25 protein-coding genes are annotated in these 22,346 nt (G+C 41.4%); 2 read left to right on the top strand and 23 right to left on the bottom strand.

Annotated elements, in window-relative coordinates:
- Positions 1-40: 40 nt before the first annotated feature.
- Entirely contained in the window at positions 41-613 is a 573-nt protein-coding gene (locus RWX26_RS07115) for a TetR/AcrR family transcriptional regulator (protein WP_314580356.1), read from the top strand.
- Positions 614-755: 142 nt separating this feature from the next.
- Here the strand turns inward: RWX26_RS07115 and RWX26_RS07110 are convergent, their stop codons facing one another.
- The 8 genes from RWX26_RS07110 to RWX26_RS07075 form a co-directional block, all read right to left on the bottom strand.
- Positions 756-1,358 carry a DUF6287 domain-containing protein gene (locus RWX26_RS07110; protein ID WP_314580354.1) on the bottom strand — a complete coding sequence of 201 codons (603 nt, stop codon included), beginning with the start codon at positions 1,356-1,358 and terminating at the stop codon, positions 756-758.
- An 85-nt stretch (positions 1,359-1,443) separates the two neighbouring features.
- A complete protein-coding gene (locus RWX26_RS07105; RefSeq protein WP_124766017.1) occupies positions 1,444-1,662 on the bottom strand; it encodes a heavy-metal-associated domain-containing protein in 219 nt (72 codons plus the stop codon).
- A gap of 20 nt (positions 1,663-1,682) precedes the next feature.
- A complete protein-coding gene (locus RWX26_RS07100; RefSeq protein WP_314580353.1) occupies positions 1,683-3,929 on the bottom strand; it encodes a heavy metal translocating P-type ATPase in 2,247 nt (748 codons plus the stop codon).
- Positions 3,929-4,372: a CopY/TcrY family copper transport repressor gene (locus RWX26_RS07095; RefSeq protein WP_314580351.1), complete on the bottom strand. Its 444-nt coding sequence runs from the start codon at positions 4,370-4,372 to the stop codon at positions 3,929-3,931. The genes RWX26_RS07100 and RWX26_RS07095 overlap by 1 nt, the downstream gene beginning before the upstream one ends.
- 148 nt (positions 4,373-4,520) lie before the next feature.
- Positions 4,521-6,023, bottom strand: coding sequence for a zinc ABC transporter substrate-binding protein AdcA (locus tag RWX26_RS07090; RefSeq protein WP_314580349.1), 1,503 nt, complete (start codon positions 6,021-6,023; stop codon positions 4,521-4,523).
- Positions 6,024-6,032: 9 nt separating this feature from the next.
- Positions 6,033-6,839 (bottom strand): metal ABC transporter permease, encoded by an 807-nt coding sequence (locus RWX26_RS07085; RefSeq protein WP_002910879.1) that lies wholly within the window; start codon positions 6,837-6,839, stop codon positions 6,033-6,035.
- A complete protein-coding gene (locus tag RWX26_RS07080) occupies positions 6,832-7,542 on the bottom strand; it encodes a metal ABC transporter ATP-binding protein (RefSeq protein ID WP_314580347.1) in 711 nt (236 codons plus the stop codon). The genes RWX26_RS07085 and RWX26_RS07080 overlap by 8 nt, the downstream gene beginning before the upstream one ends.
- Entirely contained in the window at positions 7,539-7,982 is a 444-nt protein-coding gene (locus tag RWX26_RS07075) for a zinc-dependent MarR family transcriptional regulator (protein WP_314580345.1), read from the bottom strand. The genes RWX26_RS07080 and RWX26_RS07075 overlap by 4 nt, the downstream gene beginning before the upstream one ends.
- A gap of 488 nt (positions 7,983-8,470) precedes the next feature.
- On the opposite strand from RWX26_RS07075, the gene RWX26_RS07070 reads away from it, so the two are divergent.
- Entirely contained in the window at positions 8,471-9,004 is a 534-nt protein-coding gene (locus RWX26_RS07070) for a hypothetical protein (RefSeq protein WP_002927175.1), read from the top strand.
- A 6-nt stretch (positions 9,005-9,010) separates the two neighbouring features.
- Here RWX26_RS07070 and RWX26_RS07065 read toward each other — a convergent pair whose 3' ends face one another.
- The 15 genes from RWX26_RS07065 to RWX26_RS06995 form a co-directional block, all read right to left on the bottom strand.
- Entirely contained in the window at positions 9,011-9,883 is an 873-nt protein-coding gene (locus tag RWX26_RS07065) for an ImmA/IrrE family metallo-endopeptidase (protein WP_270619058.1), read from the bottom strand.
- Complete coding sequence (locus RWX26_RS07060) at positions 9,883-10,245, bottom strand: helix-turn-helix domain-containing protein (protein ID WP_002934542.1); 363 nt, start codon at positions 10,243-10,245, stop codon at positions 9,883-9,885. Before RWX26_RS07060 ends, RWX26_RS07065 begins: the two co-directional genes overlap by 1 nt.
- Before the next feature lie 651 nt (positions 10,246-10,896).
- Positions 10,897-12,225, bottom strand: coding sequence for an ISLre2 family transposase (locus RWX26_RS07055; protein ID WP_060971036.1), 1,329 nt, complete (start codon positions 12,223-12,225; stop codon positions 10,897-10,899).
- Between the two features lie 114 nt (positions 12,226-12,339).
- Positions 12,340-12,648, bottom strand: coding sequence for a hypothetical protein (locus RWX26_RS07050; RefSeq protein WP_176799711.1), 309 nt, complete (start codon positions 12,646-12,648; stop codon positions 12,340-12,342).
- Between the two features lie 12 nt (positions 12,649-12,660).
- Positions 12,661-12,933, bottom strand: a complete 273-nt coding sequence (locus RWX26_RS07045) for a hypothetical protein (protein ID WP_023916998.1) — start codon at positions 12,931-12,933, stop codon at positions 12,661-12,663.
- Positions 12,930-13,748 carry a ParA family protein gene (locus RWX26_RS07040; RefSeq protein WP_053794445.1) on the bottom strand — a complete coding sequence of 273 codons (819 nt, stop codon included), beginning with the start codon at positions 13,746-13,748 and terminating at the stop codon, positions 12,930-12,932. The genes RWX26_RS07045 and RWX26_RS07040 overlap by 4 nt, the downstream gene beginning before the upstream one ends.
- Positions 13,749-13,915: 167 nt before the next feature.
- On the bottom strand, positions 13,916-14,506 hold the full coding sequence (locus tag RWX26_RS07035) for a hypothetical protein (RefSeq protein WP_314580331.1): 591 nt from the start codon (positions 14,504-14,506) through the stop codon (positions 13,916-13,918).
- Positions 14,507-14,518: 12 nt separating this feature from the next.
- Positions 14,519-15,820 (bottom strand): CHAP domain-containing protein, encoded by a 1,302-nt coding sequence (locus RWX26_RS07030; protein ID WP_371278079.1) that lies wholly within the window; start codon positions 15,818-15,820, stop codon positions 14,519-14,521.
- 75 nt (positions 15,821-15,895) lie between these two features.
- On the bottom strand, positions 15,896-16,153 hold the full coding sequence (locus RWX26_RS07025; RefSeq protein WP_195995710.1) for a hypothetical protein: 258 nt from the start codon (positions 16,151-16,153) through the stop codon (positions 15,896-15,898).
- Between the two features lie 17 nt (positions 16,154-16,170).
- Positions 16,171-18,120, bottom strand: a complete 1,950-nt coding sequence (locus RWX26_RS07020; protein WP_314580325.1) for a virulence factor — start codon at positions 18,118-18,120, stop codon at positions 16,171-16,173.
- Between the two features lie 9 nt (positions 18,121-18,129).
- Positions 18,130-18,780 carry a hypothetical protein gene (locus tag RWX26_RS07015; RefSeq protein ID WP_008809712.1) on the bottom strand — a complete coding sequence of 217 codons (651 nt, stop codon included), beginning with the start codon at positions 18,778-18,780 and terminating at the stop codon, positions 18,130-18,132.
- Complete coding sequence (locus RWX26_RS07010) at positions 18,780-19,094, bottom strand: DUF5592 family protein (RefSeq protein ID WP_053794444.1); 315 nt, start codon at positions 19,092-19,094, stop codon at positions 18,780-18,782. Before RWX26_RS07010 ends, RWX26_RS07015 begins: the two co-directional genes overlap by 1 nt.
- 192 nt (positions 19,095-19,286) lie before the next feature.
- The gene (locus tag RWX26_RS07005; RefSeq protein ID WP_023917005.1) at positions 19,287-19,571 is read right to left on the bottom strand and encodes a BRCT domain-containing protein; all 285 of its coding nucleotides are present in this window, start codon (positions 19,569-19,571) and stop codon (positions 19,287-19,289) included.
- A 6-nt stretch (positions 19,572-19,577) separates the two neighbouring features.
- Entirely contained in the window at positions 19,578-21,647 is a 2,070-nt protein-coding gene (locus RWX26_RS07000) for a pLS20_p028 family conjugation system transmembrane protein (RefSeq protein ID WP_371277672.1), read from the bottom strand.
- 126 nt (positions 21,648-21,773) lie between these two features.
- On the bottom strand, positions 21,774-22,256 hold the full coding sequence (locus RWX26_RS06995) for a hypothetical protein (protein ID WP_008809716.1): 483 nt from the start codon (positions 22,254-22,256) through the stop codon (positions 21,774-21,776).
- Between the last annotated feature and the right edge of the window lie 90 nt (positions 22,257-22,346).

Below are 22,346 nucleotides of genomic sequence, written 5' to 3'. Positions count from 1 at the left end.
CATACCAGCAAGAACTTAATATAAAAGAAGGAAGGTACTTATGCCCCAAGATACTCGAGACAAAGTCGTCAATGCCTTAATTGAGCTGGCAGAGCAAAATCCTGAAAAGTCTTATTTTACTTTTTCAGAGATTGCTAAACAAGCCGGTCTATCGCGCCAGGCTATCTATAAAAAGCATTTTAGTAATGTTGAAGACATTATCCAATACATCCGCCAGACAATTATGACTCCGTTTTTGCCCCTGTATGAAAGCTACGAAGAAGGAAATGGAGAAAATCCATTCTGCTTCTTTGCCAAGCATATGATTCCTACCCTCTATAAACATAGGAAATGGATGAAGGTGCTCTATACTACAGCTATCGATCCTTTCTGGAGTGACTATCTATCCACCTTCTTCACTCAGTGGGTCGTGCAAAATTTAGAAATTGACTCTAAAAAATTGGGAATTCCAAAAGAAATGGCTACGGAAATTGTTGTTAGATGGATTAACTCCCTCATTGAAATTTGGATTATCAAAGAAGATCCTATGCCAGCAGAGGATTTCGCCAAGCTCTTCCTGAATGTGATTTCAACCCCTATGGATCAGTTTATAACACCTCACAGTGAATCCTAATTCAACTCAAAATTATGAAGCCCGCCTAATTTAGGCAGGCTTTTTTGTCGGTAAAATTTCTTACTCTCCCAAAGAAAAAAGAGCAGATGTTTTTCTGCTCTCATCAACTATATAGATTTTAACATCAAAAGCCAAGCTTCATTTAATCCACGCGATAATAGAAGCTGCCTTGTTCGTCAAAGCTATTCAGGCCAACACCTGTCCAGATTCTATCTTGGCCAGCATCGGAGTTGTCTGTAAAGTTTTCCTTGTCTGCGACCTTAACTCCCTTTGGAAGAAACTCAATCAGAAAACCTCCGCTTTCTCCGCCGTAGACACCACCAGCAGCAGTGCCATAGTCTGTCAGAGAAGCTCCGTACAATTCATAAACACTTGAAACCAAGCCCTTGTCATCAAAAACAAGCTGGTTGCCAGAAGCATCCTGCCAGGTTCCTTTAACGCTGGCATAATTGCCATTTGCAAGTGCTGAAATGTCCATCGCTTCCTTCTTCTCCTTGGTTTTTTCTGTGCTCGCACTCTCTGAGCTAGCGCTGCTAGCTGCTGAAGATGCTGCTGCAGTTGATTGACTGGATGCCTGCTCCACAGAACTTGTTTCTGAGCCCGTACTGCTAGTAGGCGTCTCTGATTGATTCGTAGCACTGCCCCTTGAGCAAGCTGTCATAGCTAATAAAGCAGCTCCTGCTAGTAAAAAAGGTAAAGCTTTTTTCTTCATTTTTCTCCTCTTTCTCACGGTAAGATAAATCATGTGATTAGTAACATTATAGATTATTTTATCGCTTTTTACAAGAAGAATCCTAGCAGCTGGGCAGGCGCACAGCTACTGACCTTATTTACTCAGCTTCTGCCACATCCAGAACCCTGTAGATTGTTTTTGCCAGAGCCGCTTCATAATCAGATGCACCATAAGGCTTATCAGTCGTGACTTGGGCTGTCTGCTTTTCTAAGTCCACAACCACATCTGACACTCCCTCCATAGATAGGAAGTGCTGGGTGACGTGTTTGACACAATTTTGACAAGATAAATTTTCTAACTGAATTGTTTGTTTCATAGATTCATTCCTCCGTATATTTAGTTCATTTTAAAGCGTCCTAGACGCAGAGCATTGACGACAACCGACACTGAGCTCAAGCTCATGGCTAGACCAGCCAGCATAGGATTGAGCAAGGGACCGCCGAAAAGATGCAATAGCCCCATAGCAATCGGAATACCTAGTGTATTGTAGGCAAAAGCCCAGAAGAGATTTTCCTTGATATTACGGATGGTCGCTTGGCTGAGCTTGATAGCCTTGACTACATCCTGCAAATCACTATGCATGAGCACTACATCTGCTGACTCAATAGCCACATCGGCGCCAGAGCCGATGGCAATTCCAACATCGGCCTGGACCAGAGCCGGCGCATCATTGATACCGTCTCCTACCATAGCCAGTTTTTTCCCAGCTTCCTGTAAGTTCTTGATAGCAGCGGCCTTCCCATCTGGCAATACACCTGCAATGACTTTTTGGATTCCAGCTTTCTGGGCAATAGCTGTCGCTGTTTCTTCACGATCTCCTGTCAGCATGATGACTTCTAGTCCCATAGACTGGAGCTCCTGCACCGCCTTCAGGCTGCTGGATTTCATCTCATCTGCTACCGCTAAAATACCTGCTAGCTGTCCATCTATTGCGACAAACATAGCTGTCTTCCCTTCTTGGGAAAGCTCCAATAACTGTTCTTGAAAGACACTGCTGTCAATGTGATTTTCTGCCATCAGAGACTCATTTCCCACCAGAAGCTGTCTCCCCTCAACCTGAGCTGACAAGCCTCGTCCAACAATGGCCTCAAAATGACTGACAGGCAGCAAATCAAGCTCCTCCTGCTGAGCAGCTTCTAAGATAGCCTGAGCCAAAGGATGCTCAGAATGCTGCTCAGCGCTAGCTATTAACCTCAACAAGTCAGAGCGATTAAAATCACCTAAAAGCACTAAATCCGTCAGGCTGGGCTTGCCAACCGTAATCGTCCCCGTCTTATCAAGAACAATAGTATCCAGCTGATAAGCAGCTTCCAAAGCTTGACCAGACTTAATCAGAATGCCATTTTCAGCCCCTTTACCAGTCCCAACCATGATGGCTGTCGGAGTGGCTAATCCCAGCGCACAAGGGCAGGCAATGACCAGAACTGCGATAAAGATTGACAGAGAAAAGCTAAGACTCTCACCAGCCAGAAAATACCAGCCAAGCGCGGACAAAGTAGCCAAGCTCAGCACGATTGGGACAAAATAGAGCGAAATCTTATCGGCCAAAGCCGCTATCGGAGCCTTAGACCCCTGCGCTTCCTCCACTAATCTAACAATCTGAGCTAAGGTCGTATCCGAACCCACCCTAGTTGCTTGATAGTCAATACTACCATTTTGATTGATTGTTGCACTGGTAATGGTATCGCCAACCTTTTTTTCAATTGGGACACTTTCACCAGTCATCATGGACTCATCCACAAAGGTCTGTCCCTCCGTCACAAGGCCATCTACTGGCATACGCTCCCCTGGCTTGATACGGATAATATCTCCAACTCGGATATCCTCCGTATCAATGGTCACAGCCTCTCCATAGCGAATCACTGTCGCCTGACTAGGTACTAGCTCAAGTAGAGACTGAATCGCCTGAGACGTTCGACCCTTGGCAGAACTTTCCAGATATTTACCCAGAAGAACCAAGGTAATAATCACTGCAACAGACTCAAAGTAAAGCTGATGAACAAAGGGATGATGACCAAGAAAAACCTGACTGACCGAGTAGAGGCTGTAGAAAAATGCTGCGCTGGTCCCCACTGCAATTAAACTATCCATATTGGGATGTTTCTTGATAAGATTGCGAAATCCTCTCTGATAAAAACCACGACCGATCCACACAGCAGGCAGAGTCAAAAGCAGTTGTGAAAGAATAAAGACCAAGGGATGCTCCATATGGTCCAAGAAACTGGGCAGCGGAAGACCGACCATACTTCCCATAGAGATATAAAGTAAAGGCAGAGCCGTAATCAAAAGAATCAGTAACTCTTGTTTCTTTTTTTGCAATTTCTGAGCTTTAATCACAGCTTCTTCGCTTACGTCAGACGGCTTGTTTTTTCCTTTTTCTTCAGCCTGATAACCAGCCTCGGCTACAGCATCCAGCACTTGCTGGCTGTCAAATCCCGCCTTAGGAAGCAAACTGAGACGTTCTGTCGCCAGATTGACACTGACGTCCTCGACCGTTTCCAAGTCCTTGACCGCCATCTCTACCGTCATAGCACAGGCAGCGCAGGTCATACCAGAGAGTTTGTATTCTTTCTTCTCGCTCATCAATGCGCCTCCTTTCCGTGCCCGCAACGACACTGACCTTGCGGACAGTGGCATTTGATTTCCAGCGGAGCCGAAGCTCTTTTTTTGTCTATAACCTGACTGAGCCGCTCCAAATCCCCCTGACTAAACTGATTGCCCTCAATCATTGAAATCAAAAGATCTCCATGTTTAGTATTACAGATATTGTCAAAAAGAGCCTGCCAAGTACTTTCCAGATGGTCCGCTTCTAAAATCCGAGCATCGTAGTAAAACTTGCCCTCGATCTTTTCCATGGCGATAAATTCTTTGGTCTTCAGACGATTCAAAAGAGTCTTGATGGTTGCCGGCTTCCAGGAAAAATCGGCTTCTAACCGCTTTATGATCTCTGTACTGCGACTGTGTGGATAGGCCCATAGCACGCGCATCACTTGCCATTCTGCTTGGCTAATATTTTGCTGTTCCATTGTTTAACACTCCCTTATCATTTACATTTGTAATCTAACTCTTTATTAGTTTACATTTGTAATCGTAATTTGTCAAGTGTTTTTATCGTCATTTCCTTATATGCAAAAAAAGAAGGCGGGATAGTCCCGTCTTCTTACTTTATTTATATTAATGCGCCAACATCTCTTGAGCAATTTCTTGACCGGTCAACTTACTTGGATAGTAGGTTGGCCAGTTTTCCAGCTCGTCAAAGAGTGCTTCCTGGCTTTCGCCACCATAGAAGATATGGAAGTGAGCCGCCTTGGTCGGTGCAATGTTGTGGTCGCTAAACTGAACATACTTGTACTCCCCAGCATCCTCGTCTGTCGCTTCAAACATGAAGCGAACTCCACGATTTCCCTTAGAGTAAGTCAAAGTGTGCTTACCAACGTATTTATACGTATATTTCTTGGATTTTCCATCTACCACAAATTCCATAGTCTTGTCTGTGATATTGATATTGGAAACATCTGTCTTGTAGCCTTTGTCATAGTAGTCCTTGTATTCAGCTGCTGTCATTTTTCCAGTCAGCTTAGCCTTGTAGTCAAAGACTTGGTCCAAGGTCCCGTCTTTCAGATAAGGGTAAACAGACTGCCACTCGCCAGCATAATCAGACAAGGTCCGATCCTTGACGGCACTGTCTTCAAAGTAGCCGTTTTGCACTGTCTTATCGTCTTCTTCTTTCTCGGCTGCAATCTCCGCTCCCTCTTGGTCAGTTGTCTTCTTGAGAGCCTTTAGATTGGCCTGCATGATAGAAACATAGTCTGCCCCATCCTTGGTCTGCTCCTCGGTCAAGCTTTCCAGCGGATTCAGGACATCAAGTTCTACCCCTGTTTCCTTAGCCAGAGTAGAAGCCAGAGCCTGAGAGGCATTCTCTTCAAAGTAAATATACTTGATTTTATTTTTCTTGATATACTCGGTCAATTCAGCCAAGCGTGAAGCGGATGGCTCACTGTCTGGTGAAAGGCCAGAAATTGGCACCTGCTTCAAACCATAGTCCAATGCCAGATAGTTAAAGGCTGCGTGCTGAGTAACAAAGCTCTTTTGCTTGGCATTGGCCAAACCATCTTCATATTCCTTGTCCAAGGCTTCCAGCTTCTTGATATAAGCCGCTGCATTTTTCTCAAAAGCCGCTTTCTTGTCAGGATAAGACTTGCTCAAGCTATCACGGATGTTCTCCACCATTTTAATAGCCCGCTTCGGTGACAGCCAGACATGGGGATCATAGGCATGATGATGTCCCTCTTCACCATGGTCATGGTCTTCTTCCTCTTCACCACCAGGCAGCAAGAGCATATTTCCAGTCGCCTTGATAACCTTTTCTTCCTTATTTTTCAAGTTTTTTAGCAAATCTGGAACCCAAGTCTCCATGTTTTCATTTTCATAGACAAAGGCATCTGCATCCTGAATCGTCGCAACTGCCTTAGCTGAAGGCTCATAATCATGCGGCTCTGTACCTGCCCCGATTAGAAGTTCAACATTGGCCTCATCTCCAGCCACCTGCTTGGTAAACTCATAAACAGGATAAAAAGTCGTGACAATATTGAGCTTGCCATCTGCATTTTTTTGATTGGAACAAGCTACTAAGAAAATACTCAGTAAACCTGCTAATAGTAAGCTAATTTTTTTCATTTTCTGCTCCTATTTCATAAATTTTTTGACCAGATTGACCAGCAAGAACAAGCTGACGAAGATAATCGTAATGCTAGCACTAGCTGGCGTCTCTGCATAGTAAGAAATATAAAGTCCGGCAATCATACCAAAGAAGCCGATGGCATTTGCCAGCAAAATGACCGACTTGAAATTTTTCCCAATCCGCAGGGCAATACTGGCCGGCAAGACCATAATGGTCGAAACCAGCAAGGCTCCCGCAGCTGGAATCATGAGAGCAATCGCAACACCCGTCACGATATTGAAGAGAATAGACATGGTCCGCACCGGCAACCCATCCACAAAGGCCGTATCCTCATCAAAGGTCAAGATATACATGGGGCGAATGAAGAGGAAGGTCAAGACAAGCACCACAGCAGCAATGACAAAGAGAGAAATCACCTGCTCCCTACTGATAGTCACAATGGATCCAAATAGATACTGGTCCAGACTCATCGAGCTAGAACTCTTGCCTTTACTCATAACAATCAAGGAAATAGCTAAGCCAGTTGACATGAGAATAGCCGTCCCGATTTCCATGAAATTCTTATAGATAGTTCGTAGGTACTCCAAAAAGACTGCTGCAACAATGACGACAAGCACCGTTGTGAGAGTGGGCGATAGTCCAAGAACCAAACCAAAAGCTACACCTGCCAGTGAAACGTGACTGAGCGTGTCACTCATAAGGCTCTGCCGCCGTAAAATCAGGAAAGTCCCCAGAATCGGCGAGAAGAGGCTCATGGCAATAACGGCCAAAAAGGCTCGTTGCATAAAATCATAGGAAAATAGATTAAGCATGGCTCACCTCCTGTCCATTGTCGCTTTCATGCACATTGAAACAGCGCCAAGGTGAGTCCTGGTTACGGACCAGATGAATGTTGCGGTCGGCATATTTACGAACTTCTTCCGGATCGTGTGTAATCATCAAGACAGCTTTCCCATGCTGATGAGCACTATGGTGCATGAGCTTGTAAAATTCATCCTTGCTGCCTGCATCCATACCTGTTGTCGGCTCATCTAGGACAAAAATATCCGGATCCGAAGCAAACATCCGAGCAATCACAGCCCTCTGCTTTTGCCCCCCAGAAAGAGAACCAATTCGCTTATCCCGATGTTCCCACATTCCAACCGACTCCAGACTTGCCTTGATATGCTCATCATCATGCTCATTCAAACGACGAAACCAACCCTTGCGCGGATAACGTCCCGACTTGACAAACTCATACACCGTACTAGGAAAACCTGCATTAAAACTAGCAATCTGCTGAGGTAAATAAGCAATCCGCAGTTTCTTGCCTCGCACATTGGTCTTGGAAATCTTCACTTCCCCATGCTTAGGCTGCAAAATACCCAAACTAGCCTTGATAAGCGTCGTTTTAGCAGCTCCATTTTCCCCCGTCAAAGTTACAAACTCACCACTGTCTAGAAAATAATGAATATGCTCCAGCACAGGCTCCTTGTCATAGTAAAAGGAAAGATTATCCACTGTGATATATCTCATTTACCAATCTCTCCCACTAAGGCTTCCAAGAACTTCGCAATCACCGCCTGTTCACTAGCAGCAAACTGCTTTGCCAATTTTTGATACGTCTCCAAAGTATGCGAGTGATGATGCTGATGTTCCTCTGCAATCGGCTGCGCTAAGTCGGTCAAACGGTAAAAGGTAACCCGTGCATCTCTCTTATCTTTAAAAGCTTGTAGCATCTCTTGCCTTACCAAAGATTTCACAGCCTTGGTGACAGCAGCTTGACTCACATTCAGTTTTTTTGCCAAATCAGAATTTGTCAAGGATTCCTCAGACAAAAGCATCAAAATATGCTCCTGCGTATTGGTTAAAGGTGCATCACTCGTGCAAGAACCAATCAGAATCTCATGCTGATTTTCTGCCTTCAAAATAACTTCATTTAAAAATTGATCGATCTTCTCTGCTAAATGAGTCATTTCTTCCCTCCTTCTCTTAACCAGTTAAAGCTTTACTGGTTAATTATACCACAAAAAAGAAAAGAGTCAAGAATTTTCAGTAAAAGTAAAATGCTTTTCACAAAAAATATTTAATCATACAATTAGATTCTTAATCCCTAAATAAAACTCAATCAGAGAATGAAAAGTAACAAACTAAGCTGCCTCTTATTAGCATTCTAGATCTTATAAACAATTTGATGGTGAATCAATTACATTAGTTGAGTGTGAATTTACAAGTAAAATCATGATTCAATCTTCCGCATTACCTTGCAAATAATTACTAAAGAGAAAACAAAAAAACGAAGTAAAAATACTCCGCTAAACTTAAGCTATACCGGCGGCCGGTAAATAAATGGAGAGAATCAAGTAAATAAGCAAATAAACCAGCGATATATCAAGGCTTTGTCTTTTTCTTGATAGTATTGAAATAATAAAGGTTGACCAAATAGGTGACCAAATTTTTCAAAATGGATAAAATAAGATGCAATAGTTTTGGGATTATACATTTTATTTTATCTATTTTGTGGTATAATATCTATAGAAAACATGGAGGTGGAGAGATGGAAGAAAAATTATTTAATAAAAAATTTGTTTGGAGTATTCTTGGAGGTATTGCAGCTGTAGCTCTTGTTGTGTATTTGATTATCATTAATAGTGCTGGCGGGGTAACCAATTTGGGCAATAGCTTAGATGGCACTTACTACGTTTATCACCGTCAAAGCAATACAGTCATTGAAGATAATACGTTGAAAATTGATGGGAAGATAGCTTTGTTTAAAGATGCTTATTCTACGAAATATGGTGACGAAAGTGAGGGGGACATGTGGCGTGTAGATACTGAAAAACAGGTGATTGAAGTTCAAGAAACAAATTTACATGAATATCCTTATGTTTTAAAAGGTGGTGTTTTAACATTTAATAATGATTCATACGTGAAAGAGGGTTCAGAGATTTATAAGAAGGCTAAAAAAATGTCTGAATGGGATTATGAAAACGACTAGTAAAGATTAGTCGTTTTTATTTTGTAGATCATATAAGGCAAAATTGACAGCTCGTTGAACTTCTTTTTCAGTCATTTTTTTGCTATTCCAGGCATACCAGAGAGTTTTACCTCGTTCATATTTGGACCAGGTCTTAATATTGGGGAATATTCTTCTTACTTTTTGGCAAAAGGATTGATCTTTTAGTTCTGGCAATGATTGGTGAGTGATGAAGTTTTTGTTTGTTAGAAGCTGCTGAAGTTTATCGAAAGGTGATAATTTGGCTTGTCGGTAATCTTTGATAATTCCGTCTTTTAGAGAATTGAAGATAGATTGAATGTCATTTCGATCTCGATTTGATTGGTAGTCCCATATAATGGAATTAATTTCGGTTGCATTTAGATTAGTGTTAAATGATAGAATGTCGTTCAGTCTTCTAAAGAGAGCGCTAGGTGATACGTCAAGACTATGAAAAATATCCTGAAAACTCTTATTTTCATGTAAAATATTACCTAAAAGAATGATATCCGGCATTAGGATAAAACTTGAAAAATAATCTGCTTCTATTTCTTGCAAGTTATTTTCGTTGTTATCAGTAAATACTTTTCCGTCATGGTTTAAAAGGTAGTGCCCGAGTTCATGGCATTTGGTGAAATTTTGCCTATGTTGATGGTGACTGCTGTCATAGGTGATTAAGTAAATACCTTGATTATCAATAATAGAGAAACCAGATATAGTATTTCTTAAATCATGTCCTATGACTAAAATATTATTGCTACTAATTTGAGATTCAAAAAAAGAATGATATGTATAGCTGCTCGCCTTCATATCATTCAGTTTCATAAAAGGGTATAGTAATTCTTTTGCTTTTTGGGTGACTTTGAAATAAGGATGTTTCATTAATTCCAGCCTGTTTTTTTCTTTTCCTCAATGAGCTTTTGTCTTTCAATCAGCACTTCTTTTAAGACTTCTTCAAGATCCTTTTTTTGTTGTTCAGTTAGATTTTTTGAAGTCTTTCTATATAAAATTTCAAACTCTGAGAGATTTATTTCATCCGATTTTCTATTGTCGGTCTTACCTAATAGATAATCAATAGAGACACTGAAAAAATTCGCAAATTTGTTTAGCGTCTCTTCCCCAGGCTTTCTCTTTCCACTTTCCCAGCTTTGATATGCTGGTTGGCTCATATTTAATTTTTCAGCAACCTGTTTTTGAGTAAGGTTGGCTTCTAATCGTAAAGATTTTAAGCGTTCTGGAAACATGTTTTTGTCCTTTTTTAAAAATTTTTAAATTTTTTCAAAAAAACTATTGACAATATAAGCAATGAGTTATATAATACAAATATAAGCAATAGCTTATAAAGCAAAAATCCAGTGAAACCTTATTCAAAGTTATGGTTATGTAAGTAAAAAATTGAGTAGTAAGGTTTAACGTAATGGATTTAAAGTTTGTACTTTGAAAATTAAATAAAAGTGCGTCAGACAGTTCCCACTGAAACCAACTAACACACTTAACTGTAGCAAGTTAATTATATCTTAAAATTGACGATATGTCAAACTTAAGTATTGGGGGGTATGTGGTAGAATTTTTTAGAAAGCCCATTTCTTGTAATATGAAAGGAGAACTTTGACCGAGGAGTGCAAAAAAAGACTGAACATTTTTCTTGCTCAGTCTTGACAGAATGGACTTTATCCTGTATCATTAGATGAAGACTGAGTAAGAAGGACGAGTTCTTACTCGGTAAGGCGGAAGGTGTTGACGCACCTTTCGTCTTTTTTTATTCGATTTATTTAATAAGTATTATAGCACACAAGTACCCACTATGCAAGTATTTTCTGTAAAAAAACAGCAGAAAAAACACTTTTTTGAAAAAGCGACTAATATATAACTTATTATATACTTTATTGTATAACTTACTTTTTCCCAAGACGACGTTTAGAAGGATAGCGAAAATTAGGCAAGCGATAGCAACGTTTTACCTTATTTTGTTTAACCTTGATTGTCCCTCCAGTTATATCATCAAGTTCCATCATTTCCTCATATTCCTCTCGCCAACAACCAAAGAAAAGCTCACGCAAGCCATCCTCATAATTCAGAATAATCATTTGGCTCATGGTCTGGGCGCCAAGTACCGTCCAGTACATACCACGCTTTTTCATGCGATAGGTGACTTTTCTGTGCTGGCTTTCCATAACCCCAATTCCTGAAGAACTAAGTCCTCTTAAATTAGCTGGTTTGGTGTATTGAAAATTTTGTAGGAGTTTATTTTTAAAGTGTTCAAACTCTTCTTCCTCCTCTTCTGTAGACAGTAAGCCCTCTGTCGTATCAAGGACAGTCCGCAGCTTTTCTTTGTCGTGCTGCTTGATCGCCTGGAAAGCTAAATCCAGGAGTTCTTCTGCATAAGGCCTAAAAGCAAGCTTCAGCTTCTGGTTGACATGGTAAGCGTCCCAGAAGTGCTCATGACGTTTTACCTTTAGGGCTTTGGCTATCTCTTTAAAGATATAGGGTGTATAACCATGACCGCCGTCCGAATTGGTAATCAGGATAGTTTCTTCCTTGATGTCAAAGTGGTTATAGAGGTAGTCTAGCACTTGATCTCTCGTCAATCGATTATCTAAGGAGATAAACTCTTTTTTCCCTTGAAGTTCAAAGCGGTTACTTCCTACCTTTTTGCTTCCCGTGTGAATGACAAAATGAGAGAGATCATAGTTTCGACTAGGATCTTCCTGATCACTCGCTTTCACCATCACCCCATCTCCTTCAATATAAATCACATCGACAGGCTGCTTTTCTTGAGCCTCTTCATCTCCATAAAAGCGATAAGTTGCTTTCTCCTTCAGAAGTTCATCGCAAAGTTTGACAGCCTTCACAACAATCGGCTTGGTGATACGGATATGATAAGTCAACTGAATAACCTGGATGACCTTATCATAAGGCATCATGGTAGAGAGGCAGGCCACCTGGTACATAAACTCCCAGGAGAAGCGAGTGTTCTTAGACAAGCCTAGCTTCTCATCGACAGGCACAACCCACTCACCCCCTTTCTTCCAACGGCGGCGTCTGAAGGTTATTTCTCCAAAAGTAAAGGCAACCGTCCGCTCCATTGAGTGAATACAGGTATAACCTCTGGCTTTCATGATGGGAACCATCTCTTCATCGTACTGAACGATGCTCTCATAAACATCTTTCGCATTTTGCGCAAATAATTGATCCTTTAATTCTCTTTCATCAAAAACAGTCATTAACACTCTCCTTGAAAGTTAAATTAAAATCTATTTTAATCAATTTTTACCTCTTTTTTCAACTAATAGACCTTAAATAAAAAAGAGCCTCACTTTGGAATGAAGCTCATTTTCTTATTTTTTCTTCTGGATAGAGTTCACCAGACGTTCAAAGACTGGATAAGCAATCATTGAGCAGGGGATGACTAGGAAAATAGCTACAATGGAGTCTGCTATAAAGGAGAAGTCCCCTGTAAAATGAACCATTATAGCAATAATGGCAATAGGAAGAACCAAGACTGGTACAAACTTCAGAGCCAGTAGCCCTACAATCAGCAAGAACAGCATGCTTAAGCCATAGGACTTATAAAAGACAAAGACAGCCACCGCTGCCAGAAAGATGAAGAACAGTCGAATTAAGTTTTTCATATTCAGGATAATCATAAGCTTATCTCCTTACTTTTTAAGTTTTCGCTGCATCCTTTCCCACTCCCGAATGATCAGATTTTCTAAATAATCTGAAGCTGATTTAGCTTGATGGTATTCCACCAACTCCTCCAGCTTGTCATAGCGGACATCTTGGTGTAAGGAAAAAGGATAGCGGCCTTTCTTGTTATAGTTAGACGCAGCCTTTTTAGAGTTGCGGGTGCTCTTTTGGTGTGTTGCTCTCACTTTCTCAGGTGAGGGCTTAAAGGTTTCTTTTACCTGGGCAAAACGATTTTCTGTCATACGGTTTCTCCTTCTAATACTCTTAATATATTTTCATAGACATAATCCATATTATCATAAAACTTCCGATGAGCTTCTTTTTGACTGTCTGTCATCTTTTCACGTTGTTCAAAGACGCTTTGACCAATGACCAAACTTTTAGCCATCAGTTCTTTCTCCTGGATAGAACCCAGGTAAGCAGGATCTTCTTCCACAACTTCTAAAAACTGCTTACAGGTATCTGTCACATTTTGGCCAACGTACTTAATTTTATTGCCAATCAGATAAGGTTCCGCTGTGACATAGCTCTTTTTAGAAATGACCTCAATCGCTTCATTCTTGATAAACTCAACAAATTTCTTCAGAGACAGCCAAGCCCGAAAACCGTTGAGAGAAGCATCGGATACCGCTAAGACCATATCCGAAACGGCAATAAAATTGGCCGTCACCAAACTTTCGTCATTATGGGTATCAATCAGGATCACATCAAACTGAGCGGCCAGCTCCTCATAGTGCTCACTAAACCACATAAAGAGTTGCAAGTATTTATTATTTCGACTGCCAAGATCCAGCTGCTCATCTGTTAGACGTTCATCTCCGCAGATTAAACTGAGATTTTCAGAAATTTGAACAATCTCATACTCTCCAGTCGTAAAAATATCATAAATAGTCTTTTCGCTGGTTACGTCAAAAGTGCGGGTTAGATTGCATTCCCAGGCGCCGTCAATTAGACAAACTCTCAATCCCTTTAGACGTGCCATCCAATCTCCCTCATTAAAAGTATCCGTGGTTTTCCCACCGCCGCCTTTTCCCAGATTTATTGTTTGTATCTTCATCTAAGACTCCTTTGCTTTTCATCTTTTTTGATATTGTTCCATGCTTCTATTATACGACTACACAAAAGATTTGTCAACAAAAAATACACAATAAGTTATATAACTTATTGTGTATTTTATTATATACTTAATTGTTTGTTTTGTTATCTATTATCTTACGTCCGAACTTAGCCAAATGTCGCTCCGATATTCCCGCCAATGTAGGCTTTCAATTGGATTTGATTGACTGTGGTATTGAAGTTTCCAATAAAATAACAATTCTCTTCATTCTCTTTAGTCAACACCACCAAGAATTGAACCACATCGTCACTCTCTGAAGGGCTGACTTCTAGTTTTGCCTTTTGATAGGTGTATTGATTGACTAAAATTGCCATCCCAAAGGTTTGTATCATAGCGTTATCGGTCATGGAGAGGTGATTTTCAATCGTCCCTTTTACATCAGCAAGAGTTTTAGCCTTTTGGATATCCGCCACTGCCTCATCAAAAGCCACAACAACTGCTTGCGTTTGAACCTCATCTGCTTGGCTATAGGGATGTTCCAGCTTTAATTTAGCTGTTCGATGGTTCTTTTCATCCACTGTCTCCTCTTCGACTGGAGAAACTGTTTCCTTCTTCTTTGAAGGTTCTGTCTGCTCTGTTTTAGGCTCCTCTTTTGATTTTTCTTTGGTCAGGTATTGGTAAATACCGACACCAGCTGAAGTGATTAAGAGAGCTGTTGCAATGATGAATACCATGTTATCTTTAATCCTTTTCTTCATTCTTGTTTCCTTCTATTTTACTAATTTTGGTGACTTATTATCTGGATAAGCAAAGGTCGTAATCTCCGCCTTTTGTTGGGCGGGACTCCAAATCCGATAATCCCATGTGTAGGGCTTTTTGAAATAGTCCCATCCACTGATTGGCGTGTTTTGTTCAACAATCAGGATAGAACCATCTTCAAAGACATGGCAGACGATACCTGTATGCCCATATCCGCCTCCTCCGTTTTGAGTAGAGAAGATAGCGCCCTTCTTAGGGGTCGTTTTGACGCTATTTCCGAATATAGAGGCCCAAGATGACGCCTGGTCTTTCCCGTTCCCTGAGACAGATCCAGAGTGGCCCCAAAGATGATTTCCTAAACTAATAGTTAAGTTTACACACTGGCCATCTAAGCTAGGCCCATACCCTGTCACATACCAGCCTTGAGAAGAAGCATATTCCATCCCCAAACTTTTTGGATCGATGATGTATTGTTTCAGACTAGCTGGAAGATTATCAGGACTATAGCCCCAGGCTGTTGCATCCCCTGGAACAGTTCCTGTCCCATCAGATACTCCACCTGAACTGTCATCATCGCTGCAATCAGTGTCGCTATCGCTGGAGCTATCCTCAGCTGAAGAAGTGTTGGGAGCTTCTGAAGCAGCTGTCGTTGTACTGCCCTTATAGGGTTTAGTTCCGTGAGCAGCAATAGCTTTGTCATCCAGCCACTTGTACTTCGTACCCAGAGTATCATACATAGCAAGCAGCTTAGTCTTATAAGTGCCATCTGTTGCCCAGCCACCGTCCGCAATCGCAGTCAAGGTACTCTTTCCATCTGTATTATTGATAGCGGCTGTGTAGAGGGTCTGGTGAGCCATGAACTCTGCCTTCCCTACAATCCCCGCATCATAGCTGGAAAACCAAGTATAAGCTCCGCCAGTTCCATCTCCGACGTTGGCACCTGGCTTGGTACCGCTTAAGTCAACACTATCTTCCCCATAAGTCGCAAGCGTGACTGGGAAATTACTTTTACTAGAGGTTTTAACTCCGCCCATATTGTGAGCCATCCAAAAGGAGGTACCATTTGGATTGGAGAAGTTAAAACCATTCTCTATCATTGTCTGAGTGATAGAAGCAGACGGTAGGAAACCACCTGCTTTCCAGGAGCTGATATAGGCTTCTTCATGTTTCTTGACAAAATCATCAATTGAGCCATCCCCTGAAGGGATTTCACCTGAAGAAGTAACCTGGGTATCAGAGCTAGAGCTACAATCTTTTGAACTACTGTGAGACACGGCACCAAATACTCCAGCCAATATACTTGTCAGCATCATCACCAAGATGATAAAAGCTCCTAGCGTGAGGCCGATTTTCCATACAAAAAGTTTCTTCACAGACTCCCTCTCTTTCTACCAGAGACCCAGAACTGTTTTTAAAAGAACATAGAAAATTAAAAAGATAATAAAGCCAAGCGCAACCTTCTTGAGACTATTGACAAACTCCTGATCACGAGCTTTCTGAGCCTCTAACCGTTCAGGGTCTGATTCTCCTTCAGAAGCGAAATAGTCTCGTTCCGCTTTCATTCTGGTTTTTCTGATCAGCACATACTCATCAAATGCTTGCTTCTTACGTCCAAAAAATCCTAATCCATCGTTTTTGCGTGACATCCTTTCTTCCTTTCTGATTACTGGAGCCCGCCATAGCGTTCTATTTCAGGGGCTAACAACTGCTGGTTAAAGACAATATTTCCTACACTGGAGATATTCATGAACAGCTGACCTTTCGTCAGTCGTGGTAAAGTTTCCAATTCTGATTGGTTCATAGATCCCGATAGCGCATTGGCCAAAAGCGGCACACTGGTATCATCCGTTTGAGCAAATACCCGATACTGCATCAATCCAAAGATACGTTGAACTGCTGTCACATACGGATCCTTAAAAGTAGCACTTCCTGACTCAAAGAGGATGCCTCGAAGGGAATTTACCGACAAGACCACGCCAGCAAAGTTCTCACCCATGGAGTCAATAATATCTGCCAGCAGTTTTACGCTGCTTTCATACTTAGGATTTATGAGCGTTTGTGCTTCAGAAATATTAACAATATAGTGAGGCATATCCATCTCGCTTTTCTCAGGTGAAGCCTTTAGGAACTGTTTGCATCGCTTCCCGTGGTTGACAATATCCGCCGAGACAAGAGACAAGACTGAGAAAATCTGCGCATTCAGCAAGTTTGGTATGGCTTTGAGCCCCGACAGGTCGAAGGTCACGACCTGCTCTGTTGAAATATCCTGAAATTCGGTTGTCCCTTCAAACATATCGGCATTGGTCGTCAGCAGCTCATTAAATGTATTGTAGATACGATTAACAGAGCTCAATTCAATCTTATTAGTATGCTTTTTACTCTGAAGCTTATCTTGATAGTCCTCTACGTACATCACAAAGTCAGATAAAATAGGGTATTCCTCCGCAACCAATTCGGTTGCCTTTAGCTTTTCAGGGTTCAACGTAGGATTACGAGCCCAGAGACCTTCCTCGATATAAAATTCGTTTAAAATCTGGCCAAGGCTAGTCAAGTCATCGCCGGTAGCTTCATCATTCAGCAATTTGAAGATATTCTTGAGCTTCTCAATATGCAGGTTGTACGATTTCTTCTTGTCTACCTCCGTTCCTTCTTCATTCGTTACAGTCGGAAAGACCTGAAAGATATTGATCCGATTAGCTTCACCTGAGAGGTCTAAAATCAGGCCGTGTTGTTTACGGGTCTGATCCAGAAACGTGCCATTGGCATCAAAATTTCGGATGAAATTGCCTTTGGCATACAAGCCATCTGTATGTTTGAGAAGAAAGGAGCGCTGGCCCATTTTAGGGTTGCCAGAGATAATCATAAAGGAACGGGTTCGACGTTCATCCCGTTCTAAGAAATTAAAGTTGACGGCTCCTCGGGTTGGCGTCCAACCCATATAGACGCCTCGTTTATCTTCCAATTTGGTATGATTGAAGAAATAGCCACCTGCCAGGTCATGAGGCTTAACAGGAATGCCTCGACGACGATTAGGAAGGTCAATCTGATATTGAGCTGGAATAAACGGAGCATGGTATTCAAAGTCTAATTCACCTGAGAGGATGGTTGATTTGAAGTTAGAGGTCTTATCCTTGATGTCCTCAACTCTGCGGAAGAGCCCTTCTTTCGTTGAGGCGGGCACAAAAATTCTCACATACATCCCCAGTATAGAAATATTCTTCTTCGTAATTTCACGGTTCAGTTCCTGCAAGTCCTTGATTTCATCTAACTCTTTCTGGTTATCCGTAAGCTTACTATTGCCAGTAATACGGGTTGATTTCTCCTCGATGGAGTCCGTAATCTCTTGACGAATGACCTTACTGTTTTCTCGGTAGATAGAAAGGAAAGCCTGTGTTCCAGGAATGAGCATCAGATCAGATAACCAGAACCGATCCAAGTCTTCTGACGGATATTCATAGAAATGAAGCACGGTATGGTAGCCGTCTCCACTCGTCCAATAGCGGTCATTTCTAGCAAAATCAATATTCCCTTGAGGTTGGATTTGGCTGAGAAAAGCTAAGTCATAGCCATCTGCTTTCAGTTGACGTTGGCGACGTTTTGATAATTCTGGCATAAGAACCTCCTATACTTTTTCGTTCATGTTGTTAAATTGCTTTATAATCTGGATTTTCTTTGTCTTCGTCACTTCCTGTGGAACAAAGTCATTATTCCCGTAAGTCTTAGCCTTACGCACTAACTCATCAAGTTCTGATGTCGTTGGAGCAAAGAGCCAGAGTATAAACTCTGTATTGTAGATTTCCTGTTGGATGTTTTCCTCGGTTTGGATTTGGGAGATTAACCATTCTTCACGGTCTTTCAATTGCAAGTAACGTCTTTCTTCAGGAAGCAACCTCGCTTTCTCCTGACGAACCTGACTCAGATGATGCCTAAGATCCATAATCTGCGTATCCGTATTGGTGGGAAGTGTTGTGGTTTCCACCTGAATATCCGTATTAAAATCTGTCAGCCACTTTTCAAAATTATCCAAGGTACGGCGGATTTCATCATAAGACAGGGAGCCTAGGTCTTTGCCTGGGATTTCCAAAAACTGCAAATAGCCAAAGTCCACTAGTTCAATGTAAGCTTTATGATTATTAATAATCTTTTTGGTATCCAGGAGCTCGACGCAGGAGTGAAGATCGAAGTATTCCTGTTTGAATTTCTTATCTTGGCGGATTTGACGCCCCAAAGGCCGTTTCTCTTGAGAAACTGGTGAGTAATGTTTTATTGCCATTAGTGTTTTTCCTCCTCTTTAGATCGTTGGTAATTGATACTGGTATAGTGTTTACGACGGCGTCTGAAGAAAAGATACATACTCTGCCAATTCTTCTTTCCGCCGTTGGTTGGCAAAACTAAATATAGACACATGAGAGGCGTTAGGATAATAAAGGCTAACAGCTGGGGCCACTGGCTCGTCGGAAATATCTTCGTGCCAATAGAGAGAGCCACAACCGCTGAACCGCCAACAAAAACAATATCTGCCATGAACAGTCCGATGATTTTGACTTTCGCATAGATGTCCCTAGGGACACCGTACTTTTCGTTCATATTTTCTTCTCCTTTATCATTGATAATCCTAGTGTAAAGGATAATTCAAAAGCGTGCTCTAAGGGGACAAGTCACCGCAAAAACTCTTTTCCAGCTGAAAGAGAATAGATTTTTATTAGCCATAAAGTTATATATCTTTTTATACATTTTATTACACACTGTCTGACAAATAGGAAGGCAAAAAAAAGAGCCTCACTCCTGAGACTCTTTCACGATAGTGAAGAAGGATTCTTCAGATAGAATGGTAATCTCCTGCCCTTCCTCTAACCTCTTTAAAACGGCTTCATATTTCTTAGAGCGGCGATCAGGTTTAAAGAGATCCAGTTGCTTATGGCCCGCTACTAAAATTTGTGTTTGAGCGGACACATACCCTTGAACGATAGCTCCTCTCTCGGTAAGAAAGGCTACTGCTTCATTTCGAGTCAGTGGCCTCAAGCTTCCTGTGATGACCACCACTTTATCTTTGAGATCAATCATAGGCACTTACTCCTCTGTTTCGTCAATCTCTGCCCCTCTGATATGACTTTGGCCTTGCATTCGTTGGCCTGCCTGCTGCATCTGTTGGCTCATATAGTTCATCTGGGACATAGACTGCTGGAAGTTGCTTTTCGCAGGTGAGGGGTTTGGAGGAGTTGTTGGATCACTCACTCCCTGAAATGATGCTTCTTCTGATGGAGTTGGAGGTAACGTCGGATCCGTCACTCCGCCACTTGGTGAAAGGGAGCTTGCATCATCTGAGAAGATCGGTTCTCCACCATATTGACCTGAAGGGTTCAAAGTATAGTCACCATCTCGACTAAATCCTGGCTCAGGGACAACGGCATCATTTTTCAGCCCCTTATAGACTGCATTTTGAGCATTTGAGGCTTTCTGATCAAGATTATCCGTCACTCCGCCCATATAATCTTTAATCTTGCCAGCTCCCTGTTTGGCCATAGCATCCGCCAAATCTACGGCATTACTTACACCGCCTTTGGCTGTATTCCAAATGCCTTGATCTCTCACAGCATTAGCAACACCACTCAAGCCACCGCCTGTCGCCGCCAGGCTATTGCCAAGAACTTTACTACCTGTCACCACGGCACCTGGGACTTTCTTAGCCATATCTACACCGAATTGACCAGCGCCAACCGCTCCATGAGCTAGGGCACCTGCACCAGTCGCAAAGGCATTCCCCATCATCATGGCTCCAAGAAGTTGTTGTGCGGTGTCGCTGTGACCTGTTGAGACTCCCAGCCAGCGTTCAATCATGCTCACTCCTTGCATAGCTGCAAAGAAGACTCCGATATAGACAAGCCCAGCAGCCAAACATTGTTCCCACATATTTAAGCCATCGAAGAAACCACCTGATAGTTTGGTAATAGCAGAAACAGATAGGGTAGGAAGGTCACGACAGATCTCCAGCGTCACACGCATGATGACAACTTCAAAGAAGATACCAGCGAAGGCTCCACCGATTGTCCGAAGCAGCTCTTTATACTTCTTAGAATTTGAAAGGGATGAATACCCCTGAATTGGCGAGATCATTGCTTCAATGACGATGTCAAAGACTGACTTTACAAACTTTATCGACATACTCACCAAGAGGATGATTAAAATGATATATTGCATATACATTCCAATCCAGTTGACCTTATAGCGCAGGTAGACTGACTCAAAGGCATTTAAACCTTTAGCAAATCTATGTTCTGTGATTGTTTCGACTCCTACTTGCTCAGAATCTAACTTATGAAGGAATAATCCTTTAATTCCTTCATAGCCAAATTTTTTCTTGTATCGTTCTTGTACTTGTTTTAGCAACTCGCTATTAGTAGCTCCGTATGTAGCTCCAAAATCAATCCGAGTCGCAAAATCAGATGTGTCTCGTTTGTCTGTGCTGTCTGTAATATTATTGACAGGAGTTGATCCTTTCTTAACAGGTTTGATATAACCATAAGAGTCCATAGGGAAGAGCTCCGTTGAAAAGTCATTATCAATCAAGACTTTCAAATCCACTACGTTATTTTTCATGGGTTGTATTGCTAGAGAAGAATATTGTTCACTTCCTTTTGGTGCTTCACTAGAAACAGTCTGAACAGACATCGCATCTTGCGCAACAACAGTAGCTATCGAGGTCAAGGCTAGCGGCATTACAGCTGTAACAAAGGTCACCAAAAGAAAATTGGTGATAACTCCTTTGTATTTAACAGGCTTTGTAAAGACTCCAGTTATAGCTGATACAACCAAAATTAAGCTAAACACCACAGTCCCCAGCACCTGGAAGCCTCGGAAAAACTGGCCAATAATCGTGTTAGAATCTCCCAAATAACCAAAGAGGCCAAAGAGTTTGAACATGTTATTAAAGACATGTTCTAAGCTAGCTGTAATTTGATATAAGGCTTTACCAATCCCACCTGGAATATAAGCTATAAAAGCCATAAAAGCAGGGGTAGGCTCCAGGTAATTACTCCAGTAAGAATAAAACTGAGCCAATTTTTCTGCTTTATCACCGCTAAGATCACCGTCAGTACTTCCAATCTCCTTCATGAGATCAGAAAAAGTTTGGTAATTCAATAAAGGCACCTACTTTCTTTTTTAGATACCTTTATCATAAAAGATAATCAAGATACCCGCTCTAAGAGGACAAGTCACCGCAAAAAAAGGAAGCCTCAAAATCGAGACTTCCTTTTTATAACACAACTAGTCAGCTTTCCCAGTGAAATCATAAAATGCATTTCCGTCTTTATATCCTCGACGTAATTCAATTATGCGAATTGTTTTTCCACTATCCGTGAGAACAATTTGATAAAAAGCTTTATCTTCAAACTTATCAAATTCCCCAACTGCAATCGTGAAATTATCTGTACCTTTTAGCTCGTTTTCCAATTCATCTAAAGCACCTTTAAACGAGGAAGGCAATTCTTTTACTTGTTTTTCCGAAAGAACTTGAAACTTATTCTCATTATTAGCTCCGTTAGTAATAACATGATTTTTCTTATCAAATTTCAACGTATCTCCGCCAGCTGAGAAAGGATATTCATAACCAGCTTCTTTTGAGTATCCAGTGTAACTATCCTTCAATTCTGTTTTCATAATATCTTCAGCGGATTTTTGGCCGCAGGCCACAAGGAGCACAGCCATGAAACCTAGCAACATAACACCAAATATCTTTTTCATTTTCATGAGTACTTCTCCTATCTTTTATTGAGTTTATTATAGCAGATATATCTTATTAATGCAAAAGGTATATAACTTATTATACAATTCTTTGTA

It is taken from the genome of uncultured Streptococcus sp., assembly GCF_963536705.1.
Taxonomy (GTDB): domain Bacteria; phylum Bacillota; class Bacilli; order Lactobacillales; family Streptococcaceae; genus Streptococcus.
The sequence above is the reverse complement of the archived record's forward strand: the minus strand, read 5'-3'. Positions and strand labels throughout refer to the sequence as shown.